Here is a 19502-nt window from a genome sequence, read left to right as displayed (position 1 = left end):
CTGCCGCCCGGACGCGGATGGCTTCAATAGGCCTTTCGCGCGACACGCTCACGTATCGGCAAAAGTCGACGTGCAACTTGCATGAAGCACGTCCCTGATGCACTCTGTCCGTATGGCACGGATCACTCAGCGTCTCCGTTCGGTCCCTCGCAGTGGTGACCCCACCGCCGCGGGGCGGCCGGGCACGGCGCGGGCCCGGCCGACGACAACGCGACCTGCTCCGGGGTAAGGACCCCGCCGCTGCAAGCCGGCAAGCTGCGGCGGCGGGCGCGGTTCCCGGAAGCAACCGGGTGGTGGTCGGGTGGCGGCACGTCACCAGCGGGGTACGGCCCGACCACCGCCATCCGCACCACCGGTCCACGAGGCACGACCCCGTCACCGGCCGAGACGTCCCCCGTTCAGGCACCGCCGGCGCGACCGCCGGCCGATCCTCCCCAGGAGCCCATGTGCTTCCCCGCACCGGTGACGTACTGCACGTGACACGCGCGGCGAGTGTCCAGTTCCTCAGGCCGATCAAGTTCCGGGTGATCCGGGTGCTCGACTGGCCGACCTATGACGGCTGGCTCTGGCTCGACGGCTACGAGTTGAACGCCGCGGGCGACGCTGTCACCCGACGGTCGATCTTCGTCCAGCGGGAAGGGCTGCAGCAACTGCAGGCCGCCCCCGAACCCCGCCCGCACACCGTGCGGGCCCGCCGCCCGGTCGCGCGTACCCCGCTCCGGGTGGGCTGACCGACCCGAACCGCCGCCGGTGGGCGTGCAGTCGCCATAGAATTGGTACGCCCACCCCGGCACCGTTCCACCCGCTCGTCCAGGACCCTGACCCTGGGATGGTCATGGTCAATCAGCCCGCCCTGCGGCGGCACCACCGCTCCCGTATCGCCTACGCCTTCGGACTCCTCGCCCTCCTCGGGGCGATGGCGGCACTCCTGGTCCTCGTCCGCGACCCGGCGATGTCGTCCACCCGGCTGACCGCACCGGTGCCCGCACCGGAGATCACCGTGCTCGACTCGGACCCGCCGACGGGCGACGGTCAGTCGGTCTACGAGGAACCTGGCTGGGTCGACACCGGCTCCCCGGCCGACCAGGCTGGTGGCGCCGACCCGACCGGGCCGGTGTCCGGCCTGGGTGCCGGCGGCCAGTCCGACGGCCGTCAGGAACTCACCGAGGCCGCTCCGGCAGGGCACAGCGCCACCGACATCCGCCGCTCCCTCTTCTGGTCCGGCATCTTCGGCCTCGCCATCTCGCTGGCCGGCATCGGCCTCGTCGGCACCCGCCGCCGGATGTGGTGACCAGCGGTCACGGCGTGCTCGTCACCGTGGGGCTCGGTGTGGTCGGGCTCGCCCCGGTCGGCGGCTCGGCCTGCGAGATGATCAACAACACCTCGTCGTCGGTCGACACCGACGTGCCCGCCTCCGGCTCGGTGCCCACCACCGTCCCCGGTGGCAGCTCCGACGGGCGGTACACCACCCGGTAGGCCAGGCCGAGCCGAGCCAACAACCCTTCGGCGGTGGCCTGCGGCAGGCCGGCGAGCGGTGGCACCGGCAGCTCGTCCGGCGCGTCAGTGGTCGGCGAACTGCTCGGCGACTCACTGGTGGGCGTCGCCGATGTCGGGGCTGCGCTGGTCGGCACGGCGCTGGGGGCACTGGTCGGCGGAGGCGACGGGGTGGGCCCACGCTCGTCCCGGTCGTCATCCTGCTGGGCGAGCACCACCCAGAGCGCGCCCCCGAGCAGGCCGGCGAGCAGCAGCGCCAGTACGCCCCAGAGGATCGGCGACCACCACCGCCGACCACCCTGCTCCTCGACGTACCACTCACCGCCGGCGTCATCCGGTCGCGGCGAGCGCACCTCGGCCCGACCGGACCAGGCCGGTGGTATCGGCGCCGTCCGGTCGGCCTGCGGACCCGGCCGGGTGCCGGCGGACCGGTCGATCGGCATGGTCTGGTCGGGCGACAGATCGGGACGAGCCGGAACAGTCCGATCGATCGGTGCCGTCTCGTCCGGTCCGTCGGCGGCGGACCCGGTCGGGGCCGGCCGATCAGCGGCGGAGGGCAGCGGTCGGGTCCGGTCGTCGTCGTGATCGTCGGCGGGAGGCTCCTGGCGGTCGTCGCTCATCGCACGTCCTTTCCCGAACCCGGACGGGCGTCATGGCCCTCGACCGCCAACCTAGTCGCCCACACCGCCATCAGCGGGGATCAGCGTGCCGAGCCGCGCCGGCCGTTGGCGGGACAGTGCGGCGGGCAGGGGCCGGTAGGCTCGAACCCGCCGGCCTGGAATCAGGGCGTGGGTTTCGCGGTCGGCTGGCCGTCGGAGCCACACCAGATGCTGACCTGGTCGTTCCACCGGGCGGGGCCGTCCTCGGCGGGCTCCTGCCGGCTGACCTTTCCAGTACGTCCGCTGAGGTAACGCGGGTAGAGGCCCTCGTCGACCAACTCGTCGGCGGCGTCGGCGCAACTCTTGCCGACCACGTCCGGCACCTCGGCGGCCGGTGCCGGCCCGGCGACCTGTAGTTGCACAGTCGTCCCCCGGACGACCTCGGTGCCCACGTCCGGTGTGGTGCTCTCGACAGTACGGCCGACGCCACCACCGAAGACCAGCCGCCAACCCAGCCGCTGCTTGCGCAGCGTCTCCCGGGCCTGCTCGAAGTCGTCGCCGATCACCGGCGGCACGGTCAGGCCAGCCCCCTTGGTCGAGGTGGCGGAGGTCTGGACCGCCGACGGTGTCGGCCGCCCGGTGCTCGGTCGGGGTGCGGTGGCCCGGGTGGTCGACGCGCCAGCAGTGGTCGCGACGGCCAGCGGATCACCAGAGGGTGCGTCGTCCTCGCCGGCCAGCAACCAACCGCCGGTCGCACCCACGGCGGCGAGCAGCACCGCCGCCAACCCACCACCGAGCACGACGCTGGCCCGGCCCGCACCGCCACCGGCGGCATTCTGCTGGCCCGTGTTCGTATCCGTCATAACGCCCACCGCCTCATCACCGGCGACCGTACCGCCCGCCGCCCAACCCGCCCGCACCGGCGGTCCACACCGGCGGGTCTTTGCGACTCGCCGCGCCGACGACGGGACGTTACGCTGCCCGGCATGGCCAGACAGGGCTGGGGAGTATCGATCGCGACGGCGATCGGGGTCGCTGCCGGCGCGGGTGCCGCACAACTGGGCTTCGGCTACGGGCTCGGCGTCATCACCTGGACGCCGACCGATGCCGGTGCGACAGACACAGCCTGGGCGGACGGCCTCGCCTGGGCCACCTGGCTCGCCGCCAGCTCGACGGTCCTCGGCGCGGTCTGCGCGCAGCGGCTGCACCAACGCAACGCCCCCGCGAAGACAGTGATCGCTCCGGAAACGTCGCCCGGCGATGGTGCCCGCCACGAGGGCCCACAGCTCGACGACCGGAGGCCGGAGCACGAGAGCCCGGTTGACGGGCCCTCACCGGCCGTCGACACCGCCCGCCCGGAGGTGGCGGGCACGCCACCACCGGCGGCCGAGCCGCCGGTCCACGATCGCAATGGCCTGCTGCGCCGGGTGGCCCTGGCGCTTGGCGCCGGGCTGGGTGGGCTGGTCACGGTGCTGTTGATCGCGGTACCCGCGCGGGTCGCTACCGGCGCGGACACCGGCGCTCCGCAACGGACGGCCGCCGTGCAGGCGACACTGGGCATCCTGATCGGCGTCCTCGTCGCGATCTGGGCGCTTCGCTCCCGCGCCGCCGCTGTCAACGTGACCGTGACGGCCGCCTGGCTCTGGCTGCTCGCGGTGATCTCCGTGATCGACGGGGTACGCGTCGGACGAGGTCTGACCGGCGCGCAACTCGGTACCTGGCAGTTCGACCCGGACCACGCCCGGTACTGGATCGGGGGCCAGCTCTACTGGCCCGGCGCGCTGCTGGCACTGGTGCCCGCGCTGCTGATCGGCGTACTGGCCGCCCGGCGGTCCGCCCGCTCGGTCGGGCACCGCGTGGGTGCGGCGGCCTCCGGCGCTGCGGGTCCGGTGCTCGTTGCGCTCGCCTACCTGACCACCCTGCCGCACTGGTCGACGCTGGGCCCCGCGCAGCTGTCCACCCAGCTGATCGCCCCGTACGCGGTGATCGCCGGTATCGGCGGCTCGGTGCTGGCCGCCCGCCTCGGCGAGCGAAGTGAACGGAACCACGCGGCCGAGCAGAGCCGCCCCGCCGATCGGGGTGCGGTCACTCGGGACGCGGCGGCCGACCCGGCCCCGGTCGCCGAGACCGAGCCCACGCCGCCGGTCTCCGGCTCGGCTGCCACAACCTCAGCGTCAACGGCCAGCACCGCGGCCTCGACGGCCAGCACCCCAGCGTCGACGGCCGGCACCGCAGCGCGGCGCAGGAGGGCCGACGCCGCACCGCAGGCACCCAGGGCAGGCTCACTGCCCGGCGAGGCCACTGCCGCACCGCACGTGCCGGCCCCCCGTACGGACCCAGACCGTCCCACCGAAGCAGCAGCGGAGGACCCGGCCCCCGACAGCCGGCGCACCCGAGCCTCCCGCCGCACCACCCGCCCCACCACCAACTAACCCCCCCCACCCACCCCACCCACCCCCAGGGCCGACCCCAACCCTGTTGATCATGAAGTTATTGCCACCTCGACCGGCGTGTCATGGCAATAACTTCATGATCAACGCGGTGGGGGGTGGGGGGTGGGGGGGGTTAGTTGGTTGGCCAGGTGTGGATGGGTTGGTTGGTGCGCTGGAGTTCGGCGTAGCGCTGGACCATGTGGTGTAGCGCGGCCGCCCGGTCCATGCCGTGGCGCCGCTCCGCTGCCCAGACCGCCTCGGTCTGCCAGACGGCGCCGTTGCGGCCGGTACGGCAGCGCTGCTCGATGATGCCGAGCAGCCGGTCCCGCTGCGCCGGTGCGACACCGAAGCCGTCCAGCCCGGTGGCGGCGATGGGCAGCAGTTGGTCCAGGACCAGCTTGGTGACCGGCACGTCGCCGAGCCCGGGCCAGTGCAGCACGGCGTCGAGGCCACGTCGGGCGGCGGCTTGGAAGTTCTCCTCCGCGGAGCTGAAGGTGAGTTGGCTCCAGATCGGTCGGTCGGCCTCGGCCAGACCACGCACCAGCCCGAAGTAGAAGGCCGCGTTGGCGAGCATGTCCACCACAGTCGGACCAGCCGGCAGCACCCGGTTCTCCACCCGCAGGTGGGGGCGGCCGTTCATGATGTCGTAGACCGGGCGGTTCCACCGGTAGACGGTGCCGTTGTGCAACCGCAACTCCCCGAGCTGCGGCACACCGCCGGCGTGCAGGACCTCCACCGGGTCCTCGTCCTCGCAGATCGGCAGCAGCGGCGGGAAGTACCTGACGTTCTCCTCGAACAGGTCGAAGATCGAGGTGATCCACCGTTCGCCGAACCACACCCGCGGCCGTACGCCCTGGGCCTTCAGCTCGTCCGGGCGCGTGTCGGTGGCCTGCTGGAACAGGGCGATCCGCGTTTCGGCCCACAGTTGGCGGCCGTACAGGAAGGGGCTGTTCGCCCCGACCGCCACCTGCACCCCGGCGATGGCCTGGGACGCGTTCCAGTAGTCGGCGAAGCTGTCCGGGGCGACCTGGAGGTGGAACTGGAGGCTCGTGCAGGCGGCCTCGGGGGCGATCGAGTCGGTGTGCGTGCGCAACTGCTCGACGCCGCGAATGTCCAGCTCGATGTCCTCGCCCCGGGCGCCGACGATCTGGTCGTTGAGCACCCGGTAACGCTCGTTGGTGGAGAGGTTGTCCTCGACCAGGTGCCCCTCGGTGAGGGTGGGCAGGATGCCGACCAGGACGATCTTCGCGTCGGATCTGGCGGCACGCTCGTCGGCACGGGAGAGGCTGCCGCGCAGGTCGTGCTCGTAGTCGGCGAAGCCGGTGCCCTCGATCAGTCGGGGCTCGGCGTTGAGTTCCAGGTTGAACTGCCCCAACTCGGTCTGGAAGAGGGGGTCCGCGATGTCGGCGAGGATCTCCTCGTTGCGCATCGCCGGCTCGGCGGCCGAGTCGACCAGGTTGAGTTCGATCTCCAGGCCGGTCATCGGCCGGTCGGCGTCGAAGCCGAAGTCGTCCAGCATCAGGGCGAAGACGTCCAGGCACCGCCGCACCTTCTGCCGATATCGGACGCGATCATCCCGGGTGAAGGCGCCCTCTGAGACGTCCCTGCCCATGTGTCCTCCCGACGGCCGGCGCGGTCGGGATCCTGCCGTCCCGGAAGCGCTTTGTGAAGCATCCACGGTAAGAGCGCCCACCTGGCCGGGGCCAGAGGTCGACGGCGGTGATCCGACGTCGACCGGGCGGACGCGCTCGTGGCGCCATCTGTACCCCGTCGTCGACCGGCTTGACCCGATTGCGGTGCGAACAACCCGTGACAATTACCACGAGCGGGAACGACGCAGGGCCCGCGCCGACGTGCGGCGCGGGCCCTGCGTACCGGATCGCCGGGAGGACCCCCCTTGGCTCTCCGGCGATCCCCGGGGATCAGGCCTGACGAACGGCCTCGCCCTCGATCTCGATCTTGATCTTGCGGCTGACCAGCACGCCCCCGGTCTCCAGGGCGACGTTCCAGGTCAGGCCGAACTCCTCGCGGTCGATCTCGGTGCTCGCGGAGAAGCCGAAGATGTCCTGGCCGAACGGGCTGCGGCCGACACCCTCGAACTCCACCTCCAGCTCGACCGGGCGGGTGACGTCCTTGATGGTCAGCTCACCGGTGAGGACGAACTCGCCGCCGCGACGGGACTTGACCCCGGTGCTGCGGAACTCGAGCGTCGGGAACTTCTCGGCGTCCAGGAACTCGGGGCTGCGCAGGTGCGCGTCCCGGTCGGGCTGGGTGGTGTCGACGCTGGCGGCCTGAATGGTGGCGACGACCGACGACTGCAGCGGGTCCTCGGCGACGGTGATGGTGGCGGTCGCCTCGTTGAACTCACCGCGGACCTTGCTCACCATCATGTGCCGGGCAACGAAGCCGACCCGCTTGTGCGCCACGTCGAGCGCGTAGGTGCCGGCCGCCGGGATGGTGAGGCCGTCCCAGTCGCGGGTAACCGCATCGATGCTGCTGGTCATGCTGCTGTCCTCCAGGAGATTGTTTAGTAGCCCAACGACTGCTTGAGCAACTATAACCGCAACAACATTCCCCGTGTCAAGCACTGGTATGATGAACGGGTGACCAACGTCTTCGACGATCCCCGGATCACCGCCGTCGGCCTGCTCTTCGAGGCACACGCCGGGCTGTCGGCCCGGTTCAACGCCCAACTCGAGGAGCACGGCCTCTCCGCGGTCGAGTTCGAGGTCATCACCCGACTGGCCCGCTCACCGGGCAACCAACTACGCATGACCGACCTCGCCGCACAGACCTCCCTGTCGACCAGCGGAGTGACCAGGGTGGTCGACAGGATGGAGCGCGACGGGTTACTCACCCGCCGGGCCTGCCCGAACGACCGACGCAGCTCGTACGCGGTGGTCACCGGCTCCGGGATGCAACGCCTGAACGAGACGCTGCCCGGGCATCTGCAGATGATCGAGCAGTGGTTCACCGGGCAGCTCGACCCCGAGGCGCTGGCGGCCCTCCTCGACGGGTTGCGGCGGGTCCGTGACGCCGCGCATCCGTGTGCCACCGCCGGCAGTGACGACGTCAGCCCGGAGCAGGTCGCCGCCACCGACAACGCCAACCGACGACACTGATCAGCCCTCGCCGTCGGGCGGCGGCAGCGGCAGAAAGACCGGCAGAACTGACCCAGCCAAGCTGGAGGATTCGGTCCAAGCCGACTTTCTGCCACCGCGCCGGTGGCAGGCTTCCTGCACCGGGGATCACCGGGGGGTGACGGCGCGGGCGATCAGCGAGGGGTAGCACCAAAGGGGGCTCTTCGCCCGCGCCACTCTCCCGTCGCGATTCGCCCGGGAAAAGCGCAGGCTACCGAGCCGTTCCGCCCCGGGCGGCGATCAGCGCGTAGAGCAGCCCCGACTCCTGCGGCAACAGCCGGATGCCGCCCTCCACACAGACCCGGTCCAGTCGATCGAGCACCGACGGGTCCGCAGTGCTCGCAGCCAGCCCAACCAGCGCCTCCACCACGTCGCGGCGATCCTGCCCCGCATGGTCGGCGGCGGCCGCGAACCACTCGGCAGCCAACTCCCGGTCGCCCCGGTGCAGCGCCAGGTTCCCCTCGATCAACGCACAGAGCCCGGCCTCCGGCCCACCCCAGGCCAGCGCCGCGTCGTCCGAGCGCGGTCGCGGCACCGTCGGCCGCGCCGGCAGCGCCTCCACGCCCCCGGCGCGCAACTCGGTCAGCACCTCGGTAGCCTCCGCGGCCCGCCCGTCCTGGGCGAGTGCCAGCCCGACGGTCCCGAGCACCCGACGGCGACGCCCGGGATCACCCAGCTCGGACAGGGCCGCGATCGCCCGCCGGCCGCGATCGATGGCGTCCGCGTACCAGCCCTCCAACCGGGCGACCTCGGCGCGATTGGCCCAGCCCAGCACCCGCAGTCGCTGCTCCCCACTCTCGGCGGCGAGTCGGTCCACAGCGGCGAGCCGGCGGCGGGCCGCAGCCAGATCGCCCGTGCGGATCTCGTGCCAGGCGAGGCTGTTCTGGGCCACCGCCAGGTCCCGGGTCCGCCCGTTGCGGGCGGCCAACCGCAGCAGCGCCTCGGCCTGCTCGCGAGCCTCGTCCTGCCGCCCGACGGAGATCAGCAGGGTGCCGAGCACGTTTCGCGCCTCCAACTCCCCGGTGACGTCGCCGGCCTGCCGGAAGGTGTCCAACGCCGCACGGGCCGTCGACAACTCCTCGGCGCCCGCGCCGTGCTCCGCCGCGAGCCGGGCGACCCCGAGGGCGGCCCAGCCACGCAGAAGAGGATCGGCGTCGGCGGTCCGCGGGTCCGCCAGCAGCCGCCGCAGCCACTGCCGCCCGACGACGTCGCGTCCGCGGAACCGCCACCAGCGGGTCAGACAGGCCGCCAGTCGCAGCGCTGTCAACGGGTCGTCGGTAGCCGCATGGGCCAACGACGAGCTGATGTCACTGCTCATCTCGTCCAGCCGGTGCACCGCGTCGGGTAACCGTGGGCCGATCAGGTCACTGGCGGTACGTGCCACCAGCCGCGCGATGACCTCCGCATGGCGACGCCGGATACAGGTCAGCTCACCTCCACCGGCCGCCTGCTCGACGGCGTAGTCGCGGACCGCGTCGAGCAGCCGGAACCGGAACGACCCGGTTCCGCGTACGCTCAGCAGCCCCAACTCGACGAAGCGGTCCAACAGTGGAACCGGGTCGATCGCCACCGTGCCGTCCCGGTCCGCCTCGTCGGCGAGCATCTCCTCGGCCAACTCGACCGACCAACGGTTACCGAAGACGGCCAGCTGCCGCAGCGCGGCCTGCTCGTCCGACGCCAACAGGCGGTAGCTGAACGCCACCGCGTCCCGCAGTGTGACGGCGACCGAGACCGCCGCACGGGTGTCGGGTCCGCTGGTCCGGCTGCCGAGCGCCTCCGGTTCGTCCCAGGTCGGGTGGGCGGGCCCGTCGGCGGGGGTGGCCAGGTCGAGCACCCGGTCGCCGTACCGGTCGAGCAGTTCGGTGAGGTCGAGGAGACGGCCCCGGGCGGCCATCAGCTCGATGGCCAACGGCAGGCCGCCCAAACGGCGCACCAACGCGGCGAGCGCCGGCAGCTCGGCGGGCACGGGTGGCTCACGGCGGACCTGAGCGAGCCGGGCGGTGAACAACGCGACCGCCGGCCACGATTCGAGCCCGGAGTGCTCGGCCTCCGGTGGTGGCACGTCGAGCGGCGCGACCGGCCAGACCCGCTCGCCGGGCAGGCCGACCGGGTGTCGCCCGGTGACCAGCACCCGCAGCGAGGGCAGTGCGCCGAGCAACCGGTGCACTGTCGCGGCCACCGGACCCGGGGAACGCTCCACCGCGTCCATCACCAGCAGCGTCGGCCGCCCGGCGAGCAGCGCCACGAGTTCGGACAGGCGCGCCACGCCGAGCACCGACATCGAGGCGGCGAGCACGTCCGGACCGTCCGCGCCCTCGCCCACCAGCACCCCGGCAACACCGGCCGGGTGGGCGGCGGCCACCAGGTGCGCCACAGATGTCGCCAGGGCGGTCTTGCCGACGCCGGCCAACCCGACGAGGCTCACCAACCGGGGCCCCCGCTCCGCGGTCAGCATTCCGGCCAGCTCGGTGAGGTCGCGTTCCCGGCCGATCAACGCGACCGGCGGCGGGAGCGCTACCGACGGGTCGGCGGGTGCGGCCGCCGAGGCGGCGTTGCCGCCGACCGGGAACGCCGTCGAGGTGGCGTCCGACGAGGCCGATTCGACACCGGCGCCGCGGGCCGCGGCCAGGAACGCCGCCCGACTGGTGCCGGTCAGCGCCAGCGCACCGGCGAGCAGCTCGACAGTGGTGCGTTGTGGCCGGATCGACCGGCCACGTTCCAGGTCACGCACCGTACGCACACCCACCCCGGCCCGGGACGCCAGCTCGGCCTGGGTGAGGCCGGCTGCGCGTCGATGCCCGCGGAGCAGCTCCGGCAGAGTGGTACGCCCAGCCGGGCTCCGCGACCAGTCATGATCCGGAGTCATGGGCACGAAGAGTACGGATGGACTCCGACCGTCGGCAGTCGAACGTCGGGCTACTGACGCCCACTCGCCGAAACCCGACAGCCGTACGGGCAGTCCGTCCGGGACGACCGGCCGATCAGTTCGGCTGGACCACTCAGAGGCCCAGATCCCGAGCGATGATCATGCGCTGCACCTCACTCGTGCCCTCGCCGATCTCCAGGATCTTGGAGTCCCGCCAGAACCGGGCCACCGGGTACTCGTTCATGAAGCCGTACCCGCCGTGGATCTGGGTGGCCTCCCGGGCGTTGTCCACGGCGATGGTGCTGGCGTGCAGTTTGGCGATGGCGGCCTGCCGCTTGAACGGCTCGCCGGCCAGCATCCGTGCGGCGGCGTCGTAGTACGCCAGGCGAGCGGTATGTGCCTTCAGCTCCATGTCGGCGATCTTGAACTGGATGGCCTGGTTGGCGCCGATCGGCTGACCGAAGGCGTGCCGCTCCTTCGCGTACTTGATCGACTCGTCGACGCAGCCTTGGGCGAGGCCGACGGCGAGAGCGGCGATCGCGATCCGGCCCTCGTCGAGGATCCGCAGGAACTGTGCGAAACCCCGACCCCGGGCACCGAGCAGGTTGGCGGCCGGCACCCGGCAGTCGTCGAAGGTCAGCTCGTGGGTGTCCGAGGCGGTCCAGCCCACCTTTGAGTAACCGGGCGCGACGGCGAACCCGGGCGTGCCGGTGGGCACGATGATCGTCGACAGCTCCTTGGAGCCGTCCGGGTTCGTGCCGGTCACCGCTGTGACAGTGACCATGGCCGTGATGTCGGTCCCCGAGTTGGTGATGAACGCCTTCGAACCGTTGATCACCCACTCGTCGCCGTCCAGCACCGCCCGGGTCTGTGTGCCGGCGGCGTCCGAGCCGGTGCCCGGCTCGGTGAGACCGAAGCCGGCCAGTGCCTCGCCGCTGAGCAGCCGAGGCAGCCAGGTCGCCTTCTGCTCCTCGGTGCCGAAGCGGTAGATCGGCATCGCGCCCAGCGAGACCGCCGCCTCCAACGTGATGGCCACGCTGGAGTCGACCCGGGCCAACTCCTCCAGGGCCAGGCAGAGCGCGAAGTAGTCGCCACCCATGCCGCCGTGCTCCTCGGCGAAGGGCAGGCCGAACAGGCCCATCTTGCCCATCTGCCGGATCACCTCGTACGGGAAGGTGTGCTGCTCGTAGTGCTCGGCGATGACCGGGGCGATCACCTCGCGGGCGAATTCCCGCACGCTCTCGCGCAGCGCCGCTTGTTCGTCGGTGAGCCGGAAGTCCATCTCATCCTCCTGTAAGGACGGTCCGCCTCGGCGCTCGTGACGCCGGGAGCGGGTCGCTGTGCGGGCCTGAGTCGGTGATCAGACCGGGGTGACGCCGTGCCGACGGCGGGAGAAGTGCCGATCCTTGGTACGCGCCGCCGCGAAGCGACGGACCAGCTCGGTGCGCAGGTCGTGCGGCTCGACGATGGCGTCCACCACCAACTCGCTGGCCAGCCGGACGACGTCGATGTCCTGCTCGTACTCGGCCCGTTTGGCGGCGACGAAGGCCGCCCGCTCGTCCTCGTCCGCGATGGCGGCAATCTTGTTGGCGTAGACCGCGTTCACTGCCGCCTCGGCGCCCATCACGGCGATCTTCGCGGTCGGCAGCGCGATAGTGGCGTCCGGCTCGAACCCGGGGCCGGCCATCGCGTAGAGACCGGCGCCGTACGCCTTGCGGACCACCACGCAGATCTTCGGAACTGTCGCCTCGGAGATCGCGGTGATCATCTTTGCGCCGTGTCGGATGATGCCCTGCTTCTCCACAGCGCTGCCGACCATGAAGCCGGGCACGTCACTGAGGAACAGCAGCGGCACGTTGAACGCGTCGCAGAGCTGCACGAACCGGGTTGCCTTGTCTGCCGAGTCGACGAAGAGCACGCCGCCCTTGAACATCGAGTTGTTGCCGACCACGCCGACGACCTGCCCGTCGAGACGGCCGAAGCCGATGGTCAACTCCTTGGCCCAGAGCGCCTGGATCTCGAAGAAGGAACCCTCGTCGAGCAGGCCCTTGACGTACCGTCGCATGTCGAACGCCTGCCGCTCGCTGGCCGGCACCAGCGCGGCCAGGTCGGCCTTCGCTGGCGCGGCGACCGCCGGTGCGGTCGGCGGCGCTTGCGTCCAGTTCGCCGGCAGGTACGACAGGTAGGTCTTCACGACGTCGAGCGCGTCGGCCTCGGTCTTGCAGAGGAAGTGCCCCACGCCGGATTCGGCGGTGTGCACCTTCGCCCCGCCCATCGCCTCCAGGGTGGTCTTCTCGCCGGTGACCATCTCGACCATCCGGTCGGAGCCGAGGTACATGCTGGCGTTGCCGTCGACGAGCGCCACCACGTCGCAGAACGCCGGGATGTACGCCCCACCGGCGGCGCTCGGGCCGAACAGCGCGCAGACCTGCGGGATCGAGCCCGAGGCGCGGACCTGGTTCCAGAAGATCTTGCCGGCGCCACGACGGCCGGGGAAGAGATCGACCTGGTCGGTGATCCGGGCACCGGCCGAGTCGACGAGGTAGACCATCGGCACGCCGGCGCCGTACGCCCGCTCGATGATCCTGATGATCTTCTCGACGGTGCGGGCGCCCCAGCTGCCGGCCTTGACCGTGGAGTCGTTGGCCATCAGGCAGACCTGTCGGCCGTCGATGGTGGCGGTGCCGGTCACCACGCCGTCGGCGGGCAACCCTTCGGCCATCGTGTTGGCGTAGAGGCCGTCCTCGACGAACGAGCCCTCGTCGACCAAAAGCGCGACCCGCTCACGGGCGAAGAGCTTGCCCTTGGCCGCGTTGGCCGCGTGGTACTTGTCCGCGCCGCCGGACCTGGCCCGCTTGCGCAGTTGCTCCAGTGCCTCACCGTCGAGCGTCACGCCGACCCCCTACTGCCGCCACCCCGGCCGGTTACCGTGCGGGCACGCCAACCGCCTAAACGATCGTTAGGCTAACGTACCCGGACAGGTCCCGGCGACCCAACCGCCGGTTGCGACAGGGCCGGGGTGGAGCGCCAACCAGGGGCCGGAGCGGACGGGGGTCGGGTCAGACGGCCGGCTTCTTACCGATCCACTTCTCGTAGAGCGCGTCGTACGTGCCGTCCTGCTTCGCCTTGGCCAACTCCTCGTTGATCGTCTTGAGCAGTTCCGGGTTGCCGCCCTTCTTCACCGAGATCCCGTACTGCTCGCCGGTGTCGAACTCGGCCGCCACCTCGAAGCCACCCGGGTTCTCCTTGATGTACTCGGCCCAGACCGGCAGGTCGTTGATGGCGGCCTCGATCTGCCCGGTGGCGAGAGCCTGCTGCTCGGCGGCGAGGTCCTCGAACTCGACGAGCTGGAGGCTCTTCTCCTTCTCGAACCTGCGGGCGTAGTCACGGCCCGTGGTCGCCGCCTGCACGCCGACCTTCCGGCCCTTCAGGTCGTCCAGCGACTTGTACGACTTGCCGGTCTTGACCAGCATCGCCTGGGTCGCGTCGAAGTAGGGGGCGGAGAAGTCCATCACCTTCTGCCGTTCCTCGGTGATCGTCATGCCCGCGGCGGCGGCGTCACACTTGCCGGTGTTCAGGTCCTGACCGGACTTGATCCCCTCGAACGGCGTGTCGACTATCGCCTGCTCGACGCCCAACTTCCTGGCGACCAGATCCATCACGTCGACGTCGAATCCCACCACCTTGCCGCTGGCGTCCTTGGACTGGAACGGCGGGTACGGCAGGTGGGTGCAGATGGTCAGGGTGCCCGCCTTGATGAGCTTGACCCCGCTGGTCTGAACCTCGCCCTGATCCTTCTTGGCACATCCGGCACTGAGGGCAAGCGCACCGACAGTAAGAACAAGACCGATGACTCGGAACGGCTTATGGATATTCACAGTTATGCCCCTTTGTTTCCTCTAAGTAACGGGAGGACAGGGTGACGGCAGAGGGACCGTACCTGATTCCAGGATTGCAGACTAGATCCAGAGGCACTGAGCGGCGGGTCCGCTCGAACGAGGCGGCGACGCCCCGACCCGAAACCCAAGGTCGTCGATCCCGGTTGGTGAGAATCCCTGACAGCACTGGGATTTCCCTGCTAGTCGCCGGACGTTCACGCCCGCCCCCGGGGACCTGCCACCGGCGGCCGGTTCAACGCTGACCGATTTTGACGCTTCGCCCTGTTCTTCGGTGGTAAATCACCAGTATCGATGCATAGACAATTTCAAAAGCTCATAGTTACGATGCGATGCAGTCAACGGGGACTATCAATCGTGCCTACGGTGTCGCCGCTACGGCATATTGTGAACTGCTCGGGAGAGGTGCCTCCGTGGTGTCCTCAGAAAAACCTTGACCGTCACCAGAACAGAGCGCCTGCGGCCCAGTCCCGCCCAGGTCGGCGCTCTCCTCAACGGGCCGGTCCGGCCACGTCCGATCCACCAGACAGTCGTCGACCTCATCGACGAGACGATCCGCCGGCATCCCGACGCCACAGCGGTCGTCCATCCCACCGGCACGCTCACCTATCGGGACGTGGATCGGCTGGCCGACGCGGTCACCACCGATCTGCTCGCCGTTGGCGCCCGGCGGGGTGACTTCGTCGCGCTCCTGCTCGACGACCGGGTCGGGCTCCTCGTCGCCATGCTCGGCACCATGCGGTCCGGCGCCGCGTTCGTGCCGTTCGACCGGGCCTGGCCGGCGCTGCGCCAGGTCCGGATGCTCGACGGCCTCAACCCGGTCGCCACCGTTGGGTCACCACCGAACGGCGCACCCGCCCTGCCGGTGATCGACGTGCGGACGGAGCCGACCGCAGCCCGCAGCCCCGCGCCCGCCACCGACCGACCCCGGCCGGAAGACCCCATCTACGCCTTCTTCACAAGTGGTTCCACCGGTCTGCCCAAGTGCGCTGTCAACCTGCACCACGGGCTGGTCAACCGCTTCCTGTCCATGACCGAACGGTTCGCCGCCGATGGTGCGGTGGTGCTCCAGAACTCCGCGCACACCTTCGACTCGTCGATCTGGCAGCTGCTGTGGCCGCTGACCCGCGGTGGCACCGTGGTCATCCCGGACCGCACCGGCATCCTCGACTTCGACGCGACGCTGGCCCAGATCCACAGGCACGGCGTCACGATGACGGACTTCGTCCCCAGCATCTTCGACCTGCTCGTCGAACGCCTCGAACACCGGCCACAGGACTGGCACCTGCTGGCGTCGATGCGCCAGGTCTTCATCGGTGGCGAAGCCGCGAAACCGCACACCGTCCAGGCCTTCCGACGGATGTTCGCCGACATCCGGGTGACAAACACCTACGGTCCGACCGAGGCGTCGATCGGCGCGGTCTTCCACGCCGTGCACGACGACGACAGCCAGGTCATCCCCCTCGGTCTGCCCCTGCCCAACACCTCGGTGCTGCTCCTCGACGAGCACGGTCAGCCGACCCCCCGGGGCGAGATCGGCGAGATCCACCTCGCCGGCGTCTGCCTGGGCGCGGGGTACCACTGCGACGCGGAGCGGACCCGACAGGTATTCGTCCCGAACCCGTTCGACGAGGTCGTCGGCGACCTGCTCTACCGCACCGGGGACTTCGGCTGGGTGCGCGAGGACGGCCTGCTGATGTTCAGCGGCCGCCGGGACGCCCAGGTCCAGATCGCCGGGATACGGGTCGACCTGGGCGAGATCGAGCACGCGCTCACCACGCTGCCCGGCGTACACCAGGTGAAGGTGATCGTCGACGAGGCCGGCGCGGCGGCGACAATGGTCTGCTTCTACTCGGCCGAGCGGGCCGTCACCGAGGAGGCGCTGCGCGAGCACGCCCGGACCGCGCTACCCGCCGCGTTGGTGCCCGCCAGGTTCGTCCGCCTCGCCACCCTGCCGCTGCTCTCCAACGGCAAGGTCGACCAGGAGCGGCTGCGCCGCCGACTGGCGGGCGCCGCACCGAAGGCCGCCGACACCGACGCCGCCTACCCGGTGGGCAGCGTCGAGGCGCGGATCGCCGAGATCTGGACGCGGGTTCTGGGCTTCAGCGCCAACGACGACGACTTCTACTGCCTCGGTGGTACGTCACTCGGCGCGGCCCGGCTCGCCGTGGAGATCGAACGGGCATTCGCGATCCGGTTGGACGTCCGCGACCTGATCCGGTCCCCCACCATCGCGGCACAGGCCGAACTGGTCCGCCGGGGCAGCCCGCTGCCTCCGCCCGTTGTCACGCCGCACGAACTGGCCGACGATCTGCGCCTCGGTGAACTGGGCCGGGTGCGGGTCCGGCGGCCCGCCGACCCGGGGGCGATCCTGCTGGTCGGCGCGACCGGCTTCATCGGTTCGCACGTGCTGGCCGCCCTCACCGCGCAGGGTGGTCGAACGATCGTCTGCCTGGTCCGCGCCACCGACGACGAGGCCGCCCGACACCGGGTCAGGTCAGCGCTGTCGGCCGCCGGCTACGGGCCAGCGGAGCTGATCGGATGGTCGGCCCTCGCCGGTGACCTGGACAAACCCCACCTCGGGCTGGTGGCCGCCGACTGGCGGCGGCTCTGTCGACAGGTCGGCACCATCGTCGACGCCGGCGGCCGGGTCGACACTCTCCGCGACTACGTCGACCTACGGGCCACAAACGTGCACGGCCTGCGTACCCTCATCCACCTCGCCGGCACCCACGTCCGCAAGCGGATCATCTCGCTGTCGACGACCACTGTGCGCCACGCCCCCGGCACACCGCTCGCCGAGTCGTTCCTGCCGCCCTGGTCGGCGTTGCCACCCGACGGTTACAGCCAGTCCAAGTGGGTCGGCGAACAACTGCTACGGGCGGCCACCGAGCAGGGTGTCCCCGCCGCCGTCGTCCGGCTCGGCGAGGTCGCCGCCCACTCTCGGACCGGCCACGCCAACCCCCGGTCCTCGGTCACCATGATCCTGCGGCTCTGCCTCCGGCTCGGCGTACGGCCACCGACCCGCCTGCACGTGGACTGGACACCGGTCGACCTGGTCGCCCGGGTGGTCGCCGCGCTGACCGACCCGCACCAGCCGGTGCCGCCGGGCACCGTGCTGAACGTGGTGGCGCCGACGTCGGTGCCGGTGACCGACCTGCTGTCCCGGCTCCGCGCCGAGGCGGGCGCGCTGCCGGAGGTCCCGTACGACCGGTTCCTCGACCGGGCCGCCGACCTTGTCGGCGATGACGAGACAGCCCGCTGTCTCGCTGTTCTTCGGCCCCGCAGCGCCGCGGCGACCGACGCACTGACCGGGGTGTGCCACGACGCCCTGGTCGGCACCGACACGGTCCACGCCGCCCGGCTGGCTCGGGACCTCGGCCTCAACTGGGGCACGGGTCGGGACGTGCTGGTCGACACGATGGTCGACCGCCTCGCGAGGACCTTCCTGTCAGTGAACCGTCCGCACCTGTCCACCGCGACAGCCCAGTGAACCGCGACCGACCGGCCCAGGAGACGCCATGAAGGTGAACCTCTACTACGCCCCGTTCCCCTCGCAGATCTTCCAGGGGGAGAGCGAGCCGATCAACACCGAGCGGCCACTCAACCCGAAGAGCGCGCTGACCACAATCGCCGCCGGGCTGCGGGCGTACGCGCCGCACTTTGGCTACTCCTGCGACATCGAGATCATCGACCTTCAGCTCGGTGGGCAGCGGGTGAAGTACAAGTCCCTGCCGTACGGCCCCCGGATCATGGACTGTTTCCGGTACGGCACCCCGTTCGAGGAGGCGGACGAGAAGATCCGCTCGGCCGAGGTGCACGGGATCACCTGCAACTTCACCAACAGCGCGCACATCGTCAGTGACCTCGCGCAGCACATCAAGCGGGTCAACCCGAAGGCCATCGTCGTCGTGGGCGGTGTCGACTGCACCGCCCGCCCGCAGTACTACCTGTCCCGTGGCGCGGACGTGGTGGTGCGCGGCGAGGGCGAGCTGACCTTCGCCCGGATCATCGACGCGCTCAACCGCAAGCAGGATTTGGGCACCGTGCCGAACATCTCGGTGCGGGGCCGGCTGATCCCCACCAAGGTGGACACCGGCGAGACCATCCCGATGGATTCGATCGAGCCGATGGCCCTGGATCTGATCCCCGACCTGTCGGTCTACACGGACACGGCGGAAGGGCCGCCGCCGGAGGGCGTGCAGGGCAGCTTCATCTGCTGGGAGACGTCCCGCGGCTGCGCGTGGCGGTGCTCGTTCTGCACGGCCCCGTCCCGCGGCGGGTACCGCTACATGAGCCTGCCGACGATGGAGAAGCACCTCAAGACGTTCCAGGAGTACGGCATCAGGACGATCGTGTGGCAGGAGGACAACCCGCTGTCCCGGATCCAACAGAACGGCACCGGCCGCTACCTGTACGACTCCGGGCGCGAAGACGTGCTCGCGATGTTCCACATGTTCCGGGACTACGGCTTCGCCTGGGAGTTCGCCAACGGCATCGAGTTCGGCAAGTTCATGCAGAACGGCAGGTTCGACCACGAACTCGCCGACGCGCTGCTCGGCAGCAAGATGGTCGACGGTCGGTGGGTCGGTTGCTACCGGGTGCAGATCCCGCTGGACAACATGAACGTCAAGAAGCGCCGGTTCCCCAAGCTGCTCGGCTTCGACGAGCAGGTGGACGTCCTGGCGACGATGCTCACCGACCACGGCGTCGGCCACCAGACGTACGACCTGTTCATCGGCTATCCCGAGCACGACCGCGAGGGCATCGACATGTTCACCGACTACTGCCTGCGGTTGAAGGAGGAGCTGACCGCCGTCGGGCGGGGGAAGTACAAGCCGTACTTCAACGTGTTCAACCTGTCGTTGCTGCCGGGTGCCCGAGACTGGACCACCCTGCACTCCCTGCTCCAGTTCGACATCGACGAGAACCCGGAGGTCATCGGGATCTTCCTGTCGGCGATCAACACCGATCACTTCACCTACTGGGACATCTACCAGAAGCGTCTCGAGATGACGACCATGCTCAACGATCGCGAGATGCACCGTCTCTACGACGGCATCTACGCGGGCTGA

The 19502-nt window shown here is 70.4% G+C and carries 14 protein-coding genes; 6 read left to right on the top strand and 8 right to left on the bottom strand.

Annotated elements, in window-relative coordinates; translation table 11 throughout:
- Positions 1 to 446: 446 nt before the first annotated feature.
- Positions 447 to 731 carry a hypothetical protein gene (locus MED01_RS17825; RefSeq protein WP_091396374.1) on the top strand — a complete coding sequence of 95 codons (285 nt, stop codon included), beginning with the start codon at positions 447 to 449 and terminating at the stop codon, positions 729 to 731.
- Positions 732 to 829: 98 nt separating this feature from the next.
- Positions 830 to 1291 carry a hypothetical protein gene (locus MED01_RS17820; RefSeq protein ID WP_238669699.1) on the top strand — a complete coding sequence of 154 codons (462 nt, stop codon included), beginning with the start codon at positions 830 to 832 and terminating at the stop codon, positions 1289 to 1291.
- Positions 1292 to 1298: 7 nt separating this feature from the next.
- Here MED01_RS17820 and MED01_RS17815 read toward each other — a convergent pair whose 3' ends face one another.
- Positions 1299 to 2114, bottom strand: a complete 816-nt coding sequence (locus MED01_RS17815; protein WP_238669698.1) for a PASTA domain-containing protein — start codon at positions 2112 to 2114, stop codon at positions 1299 to 1301.
- A gap of 161 nt (positions 2115 to 2275) precedes the next feature.
- The gene (locus tag MED01_RS17810; protein ID WP_238669697.1) at positions 2276 to 2956 is read right to left on the bottom strand and encodes a PASTA domain-containing protein; all 681 of its coding nucleotides are present in this window, start codon (positions 2954 to 2956) and stop codon (positions 2276 to 2278) included.
- 123 nt (positions 2957 to 3079) lie between these two features.
- Between MED01_RS17810 and MED01_RS17805 the strand changes: the two genes are divergently transcribed.
- Positions 3080 to 4525 carry a hypothetical protein gene (locus tag MED01_RS17805; protein WP_238669696.1) on the top strand — a complete coding sequence of 482 codons (1446 nt, stop codon included), beginning with the start codon at positions 3080 to 3082 and terminating at the stop codon, positions 4523 to 4525.
- 133 nt (positions 4526 to 4658) lie between these two features.
- On the opposite strand, the gene MED01_RS17800 is transcribed toward MED01_RS17805, so the two are convergent.
- Positions 4659 to 6137, bottom strand: coding sequence for a glutamate-cysteine ligase family protein (locus MED01_RS17800; protein WP_238669695.1), 1479 nt, complete (start codon positions 6135 to 6137; stop codon positions 4659 to 4661).
- A gap of 310 nt (positions 6138 to 6447) precedes the next feature.
- Positions 6448 to 7029 carry a YceI family protein gene (locus MED01_RS17795; protein ID WP_238669694.1) on the bottom strand — a complete coding sequence of 194 codons (582 nt, stop codon included), beginning with the start codon at positions 7027 to 7029 and terminating at the stop codon, positions 6448 to 6450.
- Positions 7030 to 7128: 99 nt separating this feature from the next.
- Here MED01_RS17795 and MED01_RS17790 point away from each other — a divergent pair, with 99 nt between their 5' ends.
- The gene (locus tag MED01_RS17790) at positions 7129 to 7647 is read left to right on the top strand and encodes a MarR family winged helix-turn-helix transcriptional regulator (protein ID WP_238669693.1); all 519 of its coding nucleotides are present in this window, start codon (positions 7129 to 7131) and stop codon (positions 7645 to 7647) included.
- 229 nt (positions 7648 to 7876) lie between these two features.
- On the opposite strand, the gene MED01_RS17785 is transcribed toward MED01_RS17790, so the two are convergent.
- The 4 genes from MED01_RS17785 to MED01_RS17770 form a co-directional block, all read right to left on the bottom strand.
- Positions 7877 to 10531 (bottom strand): ATP-binding protein, encoded by a 2655-nt coding sequence (locus MED01_RS17785; protein WP_238669692.1) that lies wholly within the window; start codon positions 10529 to 10531, stop codon positions 7877 to 7879.
- Positions 10532 to 10664: 133 nt separating this feature from the next.
- Complete coding sequence (locus MED01_RS17780; RefSeq protein ID WP_238669691.1) at positions 10665 to 11813, bottom strand: acyl-CoA dehydrogenase family protein; 1149 nt, start codon at positions 11811 to 11813, stop codon at positions 10665 to 10667.
- A gap of 78 nt (positions 11814 to 11891) precedes the next feature.
- Positions 11892 to 13424: an acyl-CoA carboxylase subunit beta gene (locus MED01_RS17775; RefSeq protein ID WP_238669690.1), complete on the bottom strand. Its 1533-nt coding sequence runs from the start codon at positions 13422 to 13424 to the stop codon at positions 11892 to 11894.
- A gap of 166 nt (positions 13425 to 13590) precedes the next feature.
- Positions 13591 to 14409, bottom strand: coding sequence for a basic amino acid ABC transporter substrate-binding protein (locus tag MED01_RS17770; RefSeq protein ID WP_238669689.1), 819 nt, complete (start codon positions 14407 to 14409; stop codon positions 13591 to 13593).
- 451 nt (positions 14410 to 14860) lie between these two features.
- On the opposite strand from MED01_RS17770, the gene MED01_RS17765 reads away from it, so the two are divergent.
- Both MED01_RS17765 and MED01_RS17760 read left to right on the top strand, forming a co-directional pair.
- Entirely contained in the window at positions 14861 to 17920 is a 3060-nt protein-coding gene (locus tag MED01_RS17765; RefSeq protein WP_238669688.1) for an amino acid adenylation domain-containing protein, read from the top strand.
- Between the two features lie 28 nt (positions 17921 to 17948).
- Entirely contained in the window at positions 17949 to 19502 is a 1554-nt protein-coding gene (locus MED01_RS17760; protein WP_238669687.1) for a B12-binding domain-containing radical SAM protein, read from the top strand.

This window comes from Micromonospora alfalfae (genome assembly GCF_022230925.1).
In the GTDB taxonomy this organism is placed as follows: domain Bacteria; phylum Actinomycetota; class Actinomycetes; order Mycobacteriales; family Micromonosporaceae; genus Micromonospora; species Micromonospora alfalfae.
Note: the sequence above shows the minus strand (reverse complement) of the source record. Positions and strands in the feature narration are given on the sequence as shown.

What these genes read in the sequence shown, in the direction of transcription:
- MED01_RS17820 (WP_238669699.1), top strand. Translation starts at nt 830, where the DNA reads ATGGTCATGGTCAATCAGCCCGCCCTGCGGCGGCACCACCGCTCCCGT.
- MED01_RS17815 (WP_238669698.1), bottom strand. Translation starts at nt 2,114, where the DNA reads ATGAGCGACGACCGCCAGGAGCCTCCCGCCGACGATCACGACGACGAC.
- MED01_RS17810 (WP_238669697.1), bottom strand. Translation starts at nt 2,956, where the DNA reads ATGACGGATACGAACACGGGCCAGCAGAATGCCGCCGGTGGCGGTGCG.
- MED01_RS17805 (WP_238669696.1), top strand. Translation starts at nt 3,080, where the DNA reads ATGGCCAGACAGGGCTGGGGAGTATCGATCGCGACGGCGATCGGGGTC.
- MED01_RS17800 (WP_238669695.1), bottom strand. Translation starts at nt 6,137, where the DNA reads ATGGGCAGGGACGTCTCAGAGGGCGCCTTCACCCGGGATGATCGCGTC.
- MED01_RS17795 (WP_238669694.1), bottom strand. Translation starts at nt 7,029, where the DNA reads ATGACCAGCAGCATCGATGCGGTTACCCGCGACTGGGACGGCCTCACC.
- MED01_RS17785 (WP_238669692.1), bottom strand. Translation starts at nt 10,531, where the DNA reads ATGACTCCGGATCATGACTGGTCGCGGAGCCCGGCTGGGCGTACCACT.
- MED01_RS17780 (WP_238669691.1), bottom strand. Translation starts at nt 11,813, where the DNA reads ATGGACTTCCGGCTCACCGACGAACAAGCGGCGCTGCGCGAGAGCGTG.
- MED01_RS17760 (WP_238669687.1), top strand. Translation starts at nt 17,949, where the DNA reads ATGAAGGTGAACCTCTACTACGCCCCGTTCCCCTCGCAGATCTTCCAG.